The organism is Ornithinimicrobium sp. (assembly GCF_051004135.1).
In the GTDB taxonomy this organism is placed as follows: Bacteria; Actinomycetota; Actinomycetes; order Actinomycetales; family Dermatophilaceae; genus Ornithinicoccus.
The window spans coordinates 1-7290 of the sequence record NZ_JBPCKQ010000053.1 but is presented as its reverse complement, the minus strand read 5'-3'; the positions used below and the strand labels follow the sequence as shown (position 1 = coordinate 7290).

Genomic DNA, 7290 nt, shown 5'->3' with positions numbered 1-7290 from the left:
GAGCTGGCGCTTCACCCGTGGCACTGGCTCTGCAACTCGTGGCTCTGACCAGGACCGACACTTCGGTGAGTGGACGGACAGTGATGGCTGGGGATCGCGAACTTGTCATCCGCGTCGCGGCTACCCTGGCCGGGGAGCTGGCCACGGCTGGCAAGGTACTGGCCGACGGGATGACCACGGGGTCCGGATGTGACTTGTCCCAGGTCGGACTGCTCCCGGCCCACCGTGGCTCACACAGTGTCGGGATCGCCGCCACGAACCCGAGCAGGAGATGTGTGGCGCGCCCCTGGCAGGCCCTCCGTGGCGGTCGAGCAGGTCCGTTCGTCTCACGGGGAGTTCCTCACCTCACCGTGGGACCTGATCGACCTCGGGGTCCAGCGCCTCGGTCACCAGTCGCCGACACCAGTCTGGATGGGTGAGGGGCAGGCCATGGCCGGCGTGGCGATGTGTGAGGTGTGTGATGGTCGGCCACGTACTCGCCAGCTCGGCAGCGCGCCCCGGCACCGGTACGGGATCGTTGGCTCCGGTGGCAAGGACGACGGGGACCTGCGCACGCCCGAGGCCATCCAGGGCTGCGGCCCAGCCGACGTCGCGGATCAGTCCGTTCAGCGAACCGGTGTAGCTGTCCCAGGTGTGCTGCACCCCAGAGCGTGCGACCGGCACGGGCAGATCGGGTCGGCTAGCGGCTGCGACCCACGACGCGGCGGTGCGGTGTCTGCACATCCACGCGCAGACGGCCCGAGGCAGCGGCCCGTCGCCGGCGAGCAGGGCCTGGCCGCGGCCCATGCCCGCGACGTGGACGTCGGCCTCGGTCCTGGTGCGGTAGAGCGGCGCCCCGAAGGTCACGACCGACTGGACGTCGTCGGTGTGCGCGGCAGCCCAGTACAAGGCCAGCACGCCCCCCATCGAGTGGCCGGCCACGATGGTGCGTCGGCCCCGCAGCCCGAGCGCGCTCAAACTCGCGTCGAGAGCGGCGACGTGGGCTAGCGCGTCGCTGGGTCCGGTGGCGTTCCTCGATCCACCGAAACCGAGCAGGTCCGGGACGACGACGGTGGCGTGCTCCGCGAGGGCGTCGTAGACCGCGCCGAAACTGTTGCCCGCCCCGATCATGCCGTGCAGGAGCAGGACAACGGTCTCTTTGGCGCCCAGCACCCGAACCTGCAGTGGCCCGGCGCGGCGCACCGGTCCTCGACTGGGCGACCATGCCGCCACCGCCGTTGAGCGCAGGTGGCGCCAACCCCACCAGGCGGGGCCGCCGCTCAGGCCGATCCAAAGGACGCGCTGGCGTAGCCCTCGACGGGAGGAGCCGGAGGGGGATGTCCGGACGAGCCGGCGCCTGGGTCGTGAGGGGCCGGACACGGTGCCGGTCATGACGTCGGGCCCGCCGGGCGCGGCCGCACGGTAGGGCTATCGGCAGGCTCCTCGCGCGAGCGGCCGCCTGCGGGGGACGGCGTCGCGCGGTCCGAGACGTTGAAGATCTCGGCGGCGAGGCCACCGGCGAAGTTATCGGCCGCTGGCAGCGCCGCGAAGGCCAACACGATCAGGAAGTCACTCACGGTAGCGCCGACGCAGGTTCGGTGTCGCCGCTCGGGGCTGGCGTTGGCCTGGCGACGATCAGGTAGAGCGCCCCACCGGCGGCCGTTTCGAAGGAGATCTCGTCCATATGCTTGCGCACCGATCGCCACGGTTGGATGTCCTCGTAGGCGCGGGTGACTCTGAACACTGCGGTGGCAGACCGGCCGAGCGCGACCGCCCACGCGGGCCATCCCGGTGGCCGCCGGACACCGCCCACGGCGAGCCGTCCGTGGCTGAGGGTCAGTTGCGCGGCCAGGTCACGGATGACGGCGTCGTACTCGGGGACCATTTCCAGTGATCCGGTCGCCAGGACCGCGGCCGTTCCTGCGGGCAGTCGGACGCTGCGAATGTCCCCTTGGATAAGGGTGACCTGGGATAAGTGGTGGCGGTCGGTGCGGCGCCGCGCCTGGTCGAGCATGCCTGAGGAGAGATCGATCCCGACGACGTGGCCGTGTTCGCCGACCGCGTTGGCCAGGACGGACAGATTGACGCCCGTCCCGCAACCCAGGTCTACCACGGTGCGTAGGTCGAGCAGGTCGACCGCCCGTTTCTGCAGCCGGCGTGCCCCTAGCGGCCGGAAGATCGACGCTGTGACGTCGTAGGCGGGCGCCAGGCGGTCGTACAGGCTTCGCACGGCCTGCGCGTCGCGGAGGTTGCCCAGGGATGCACGGTGCGTGGTGTAACCGATGGATGCGGCGACCGTCGCCATGAACCAGATTTTGCGGTGCTCCACGGTGAACCTCCCGATAGGGCTTGATCCTGGTCGTTTCATAGGTCTGCGTGTGCCCGAGGGCTTCAGGGGTGGGGGTTGGTCGAGGCGCAGCATCCGTCGCCGCGCCAGGCTTCAGTCCCTTCCCGCAAAGCGACGGCAGCGATGATGAGGGCGGCTACCGCATCGAGCCACCACCACCCCAGGGCCGTGTTGGCCAGTAGCCCCGCGAGCAGGACGCCCGAGAGGTAGGTGCACAGCAGGGTTTGGGTGCCGTCGGCATGGACGGCACCGGAGCCCAGTTCCCGGCCAGTTCGGCGTTGGATCAAGGACAGGATGGGCATGATCGCCACCGAGGCAGCCGCCAGGGCGATACCGACCGGGGAGGATTCGGGGCGCGCACCGCCCACGAGTCCGCTGATCGATTCATAGGTCACAAACCCAGCTAGGGCGAAGAAGGCCACCGCGATGAGACGCCCCGCGGCTTGTTCCCTGGATTCGGGTAACGGGTGGCGGAACTGCCACAAGATGATCAGCCCGCTAGCTACCTCAACGGTGGAGTCCAGGCCGAAACCGATCAGGGCAGCGGAGTTGGCTACCTGCCCGGCGAGGATAGCGACGACAGCCTCGATCGTGTTGTAGGCCACGGAGGCCCCGGCCAGGTACTGAGCCCGTCGGGCCAGCACGGCCCGACGGGCCGGTGACAGGGCAGCAAACGACCGTGTGCGGCTACTGCTCACCAGGTGGCTCCCTGGCAGGGGGTGGCGTCCTCGGCTTCGACCTGCAAGGTGGCGTGGGCGATGTTGAACCGGGCCTGCAACATTTCGGCGGCCCGGGTCAACACGCCCTGAGAGTCCTGGCTGGCAACCAGGTGCGCTGTGGCTACGTCCATTCCCGAGGTCAGTGTCCACACGTGCAGGTCGTGCACCTGCACCACGCCTGGGACGTCCTCCAGGGCCTGGATCAGGTCATCGGGTTCAATGCCTCGTGGGGCGTGTTGGCTCAGCACGGTCAGTACCTCCCTGGCTAGGAGCACGGCGCGGACGAAGACGAATATCGCGATGGCCAGCGCGATCAGGGTGTCCCACCACCCATCACCGGTCCACTGGACCAGCAGCGCCGCCGCGATCACTCCGACTGACCCGAGGGTGTCAGCGACCACTTCCAGGTAGGCCCCCTTGACGTTGAGGCTCTCCCCAGCGCCACCGCGGAGCATCAGCAGGGCGATCAGGTTGACCACCAACCCCAGCCCACCCACCAGCAGCATCGTGCCCGCAGCCGGGTTCGTGCTCGTTCCCAGGCGTTGCACGGCTTCCACGGCGATATACACCGACATGCCGATCATGACCAGCACGGCGAACCCGGCGGCGAAGACCTCCGCCCGATATGAGCCGAAGGTCCGCCGACCGGTCGCGTCAATCCGGGTAGCGACCCGTGTCGCGACCAGCGCCGCGCCCAACGTCACCACGTCGGCCGCCATGTGAGCGGCATCAGAAAGTAGAGCCAGGGACTGGGCCAGCAGACCCGCCACCAACTCGACCACGAAGAAGCCGGCGATCAGGGCGAACGCCACCGCCAAACGCCACCGGTGCCGCCCCCCGGCATGCCCGTGAACCCCGCTCACGAGACCCCCTCGCCTCGCACCTCGCGAGGGCCGGCACTGTCGTGGGCGACGTGCTCGCGGGTCATGTCCAGCAACATCCGAACGTGAGCATCGGAAAGGCGGTAGAACACGTTGCGCCCGTCCCGTCGACCAGCCACGACCCGCGAGGCCCGCAACAACCGCAGCGCCTGAGACACCGTGGCCTCACTGATCCCGGTAGCCGCAGCAAGGTCGCACACACACAACTCACCCGCCTCCAACAGGGCGTAGAGCAACCGAGCCCGCGTCGGGTCGCCCAACAACTTGAATACCCTCGCCACCTCGGCCAGGTCTTCCTCCCCGGGGGTCTGAGACCACACCAGCTCAACCTTCTCCGGGTGCACGCACGTAACCGTGCACCCGTCCAAACCGACGACCTCAGTCATCACACACCCCTCATTTCTGATCAGATGATCAACTGTGCCGGGGGCGGACCCCTACCTGTCAAGTGCAGCCGAGAAGAGTTGGGCCGCGACCAACCGGGCCGCTGCTGGCGACTGGCGGGCTTGCACGAGAACGACCGGCGAATCCGAGGTCAATGGCCCTGGACGTGAACGGGACGACTGGAAGAAGCGGGCAAGTCGGAGTGACATGGCGCTGAGTCCCCCCGTTCGGATCGCAGGACGCACCTTGCTGTCTATCGCCTGCTTGAACCGTGGTCGGGCTGTGACCGGCGCGGGTGCTGGTGACGGGGGCGGGTGTCTTAGCGACGACGGTCGATGACCCGCATCAGCTCGTCGTAGATCAGTGGGTCCCCGCCCTCGATGGCATCGGTGACGCACCGCTCCAGGTAGTTGCGGGTGATCACTCGGGCGGCGCCGTCCAGGGCCTTCTGCGCTGCGGCGATCTGGGTCAGCACGTCGACGCAGTACCGGTCGGCGTTGACCATCCGGGAGACGCCTTGAACCTGCCCGACCGCCTTGGCCAGGCGCAGTAAGACGTCCGCCTGCCGTTCCGGGCTCATCATCGGCCGGGCCCGTGGGTCACATGCCGTGCGAGTCTCGCCCGGTGCCTCATTGTTCTCACTTAGGGCCGACCCAATGGCCAGGCCAACGGACTGCTGTACGTCCTCACTCACGGCTCGTCTCCCTCAGCTAGCTGCCACGTCAACATCGGTTCTACCCCCCGGGGGTAGACCCTGCACACGTTCGAAACACCCGTACTGAACTGCGATTCTACAGTCCGACGACTTGCTACCCCCCTACGACGGGTACTATCTTGGATAGGACACACCGCAACCGATGGAGGAACCGATGCCCGAACTCTCGCTGTACGCCCTGGCCCTGCTGGCCTGCCCGGTCGTGATGGGGCTGATGATGTGGATGATGATGCGAGGCGGGAACACGCAACCGGCCGACGCCGAGACAGCCGACAAGCAAGCCGAACTGACCCGGCTGCAGGCCCAGGTCGAGCAGCTGCAGGCCGACCGTGACCCCCGAAGCGCTGGGGTCACGCGCCACCCCTCGCCGTGAGCGAGTGGTGGCTACCCGCCAGCATCCTCCTCGCCGCTGTCGGGTCGACCTACGCCTTCTGCGTGCGCCCGATGCGTCGCAGCAACCGCGCGACCAGCGCACCGGGACGTTCAAGTACCGCCGGGGAACTGGACCAGGCCCTCGATGATGCGCGCACCGAACTCGCCCGGCACCGCGGAGGTGCTCAGCGGAATCTGCCGGCACACCACGACGCCCCAGCCCCTACCCGGGACCTGCCTGTCAAGGAGGAACATCGATGAAGCCCTCACACCGGACCAGCGTCGCGGCGGTCGCCCTGTCCGCAGCCGCACTCCTTGGTGGCGGCGTTGCCTACGCCGTCAACCAGTCCGTGGATTCACCCAGTGCCAACACATCCGAAACCACGATGATGAGCGGGCCGGGTATGGGGATGGGTAGCTTCGACCGGGCTCGCCCCTTCGACGCTCAGTTCATCGACCAGATGATCGTCCACCACCAGGGCGCGATCATGTCCACTCAGGCGATGATTGCCGACTCCGAGCGTCCGGAACTGCGAACCTTGGCCCAGGACATCATCACCAGCCAACGGGAGCAGATCACCCAGATGCGGAACTGGCGTGCCCAGTGGTACCCCGACCTGGAGCCCACGTTTGGCGGCATGGGCGGCTCCATGATGGGTGGCAGCGGAGACGACAAGCCCACCGGCGGGTCGATGATGGGCGGCTCCATGATGGGTGGCAGCGGAGACGACGAGCCGATGGGCGGGTCGATGATGGGCGGGTCCGCCGGTACCGAGCGGATGTACCTGCAGATGATGATCGTGCATCACCAGTTGGGCGTAGACATGGCCGAGCAAGCCAAGCAGAAAGCAGATCATTCAAAGTTGGCGGACCTGGCCGCTGTCATCGCCGAGGAGCAAGCCGCGCAGATCTTGCAGATGCGGGGCTACCTGGCCGCCTCGCCCGAGCCGGCGGCGGGCTGATGGTGGCCTCCAGGAGGCATCCCCGGCCAGTCGCTGAGGAGACCGACCAGGTCCGTGGCATCTACGACACGATGGCTCCACGCTACGACCAGGTCATCGCCATCGCTGACCGGGTCCTATTCGATGACGGTCGGCCGTGGGCGTGCGCCGGAGCGACCGGGCAAGTCCTCGAGGTCGCCATCGGCACCGGCCGCAACCTGCCCTTCTACCCCCCGGGCGCACAGTTGACGGGAGTGGACCTCAGCCCCAGGATGCTGAACCGAGCACGGGCCAGGGCCGAGACGCTGAACCGCCCGGTCGACCTGCGACTGGGCGATGCCCAGCAGCTGACCTTTCCTGATGCGACCTTCGACATCGTTGTCGCGACCCTCAGTGTGTGCAGCGTCCCAGACGACCAGGCCGCGGTGGCCGAGATGGCCCGGGTGCTGCGCCCCGGTGGGCGCTTGGCCTGACTTGACCACGTCGCCAGCACGTCGAGTCCGGTCCGGGCCGTGCAGCGGCTCCTTGACCCGTCGCTGGTCCGGGCGCAAGGCGACCACCTGCTCCGAGACCCCGAGATCGCCGTGCGTCGTGCAGGGCTGATTATCGAGGAACTGACCCGGTCCCGATGGGGCATCGTCCTGCGCCTGGCAGCCCGCAAGCCCAGCACAGCCTAAGCCACAGACACGACAGTTCGCCGCGCGCCGGTGCCGCGTCGGAGCCTGGCGAGACCTCACATAGCCCCAACACGCGTCAGCCGAGCTGACGTCATCTCACCGAAAGTCGAAAGGTTTCCTCCAATGAAAAGAACCATCAGGGCTATCTATCTGAACCGACTAGTTCACCTCCGTTGCGGAGGGAGTGTGACGCCAAGGCCGCCCGGCGCGAGGGCGATCCAGGCTTGGCGGGTGACCCCGGCGGCCGGGCGGCGTCGGCGGGACCTTCTTGGGCG

11 protein-coding genes are annotated in these 7290 nt (G+C 67.9%); 4 read left to right on the top strand and 7 right to left on the bottom strand.

Annotation, left to right across the window (positions count from 1 at the left end):
* Positions 1–345 precede the first annotated feature (345 nt).
* The 7 genes from ACR2FV_RS02615 to ACR2FV_RS02585 form a co-directional block, all read right to left on the bottom strand.
* Entirely contained in the window at positions 346–1182 is an 837-nt protein-coding gene (locus tag ACR2FV_RS02615) for an alpha/beta fold hydrolase (RefSeq protein ID WP_434014164.1), read from the bottom strand.
* A gap of 185 nt (positions 1183–1367) precedes the next feature.
* Positions 1368–1556, bottom strand: coding sequence for a hypothetical protein (locus ACR2FV_RS02610; protein ID WP_434014163.1), 189 nt, complete (start codon positions 1554–1556; stop codon positions 1368–1370).
* A complete protein-coding gene (locus ACR2FV_RS02605; protein WP_434014162.1) occupies positions 1553–2308 on the bottom strand; it encodes a class I SAM-dependent methyltransferase in 756 nt (251 codons plus the stop codon). The genes ACR2FV_RS02610 and ACR2FV_RS02605 overlap by 4 nt, the downstream gene beginning before the upstream one ends.
* A 62-nt stretch (positions 2309–2370) precedes the next feature.
* Positions 2371–2931 carry a cation diffusion facilitator family transporter gene (locus ACR2FV_RS02600; RefSeq protein WP_434014161.1) on the bottom strand — a complete coding sequence of 187 codons (561 nt, stop codon included), beginning with the start codon at positions 2929–2931 and terminating at the stop codon, positions 2371–2373.
* Between the two features lie 89 nt (positions 2932–3020).
* Complete coding sequence (locus ACR2FV_RS02595) at positions 3021–3857, bottom strand: cation diffusion facilitator family transporter (protein ID WP_434014160.1); 837 nt, start codon at positions 3855–3857, stop codon at positions 3021–3023.
* Between the two features lie 47 nt (positions 3858–3904).
* A complete protein-coding gene (locus ACR2FV_RS02590; RefSeq protein ID WP_434014159.1) occupies positions 3905–4312 on the bottom strand; it encodes an ArsR/SmtB family transcription factor in 408 nt (135 codons plus the stop codon).
* A gap of 317 nt (positions 4313–4629) precedes the next feature.
* On the bottom strand, positions 4630–5004 hold the full coding sequence (locus tag ACR2FV_RS02585) for a metal-sensitive transcriptional regulator (protein ID WP_434014158.1): 375 nt from the start codon (positions 5002–5004) through the stop codon (positions 4630–4632).
* Positions 5005–5179: 175 nt separating this feature from the next.
* Between ACR2FV_RS02585 and ACR2FV_RS02580 the strand changes: the two genes are divergently transcribed.
* From ACR2FV_RS02580 to ACR2FV_RS02565, 4 genes are all read left to right on the top strand, one after another.
* Complete coding sequence (locus ACR2FV_RS02580; protein WP_434014157.1) at positions 5180–5398, top strand: hypothetical protein; 219 nt, start codon at positions 5180–5182, stop codon at positions 5396–5398.
* A 256-nt stretch (positions 5399–5654) separates the two neighbouring features.
* Complete coding sequence (locus tag ACR2FV_RS02575; protein ID WP_434014156.1) at positions 5655–6359, top strand: DUF305 domain-containing protein; 705 nt, start codon at positions 5655–5657, stop codon at positions 6357–6359.
* A complete protein-coding gene (locus ACR2FV_RS02570; protein ID WP_434014155.1) occupies positions 6359–6811 on the top strand; it encodes a class I SAM-dependent methyltransferase in 453 nt (150 codons plus the stop codon). Before ACR2FV_RS02575 ends, ACR2FV_RS02570 begins: the two co-directional genes overlap by 1 nt.
* 39 nt (positions 6812–6850) lie before the next feature.
* A complete protein-coding gene (locus ACR2FV_RS02565) occupies positions 6851–7015 on the top strand; it encodes a hypothetical protein (RefSeq protein ID WP_434014154.1) in 165 nt (54 codons plus the stop codon).
* Positions 7016–7290: the final 275 nt, after the last annotated feature.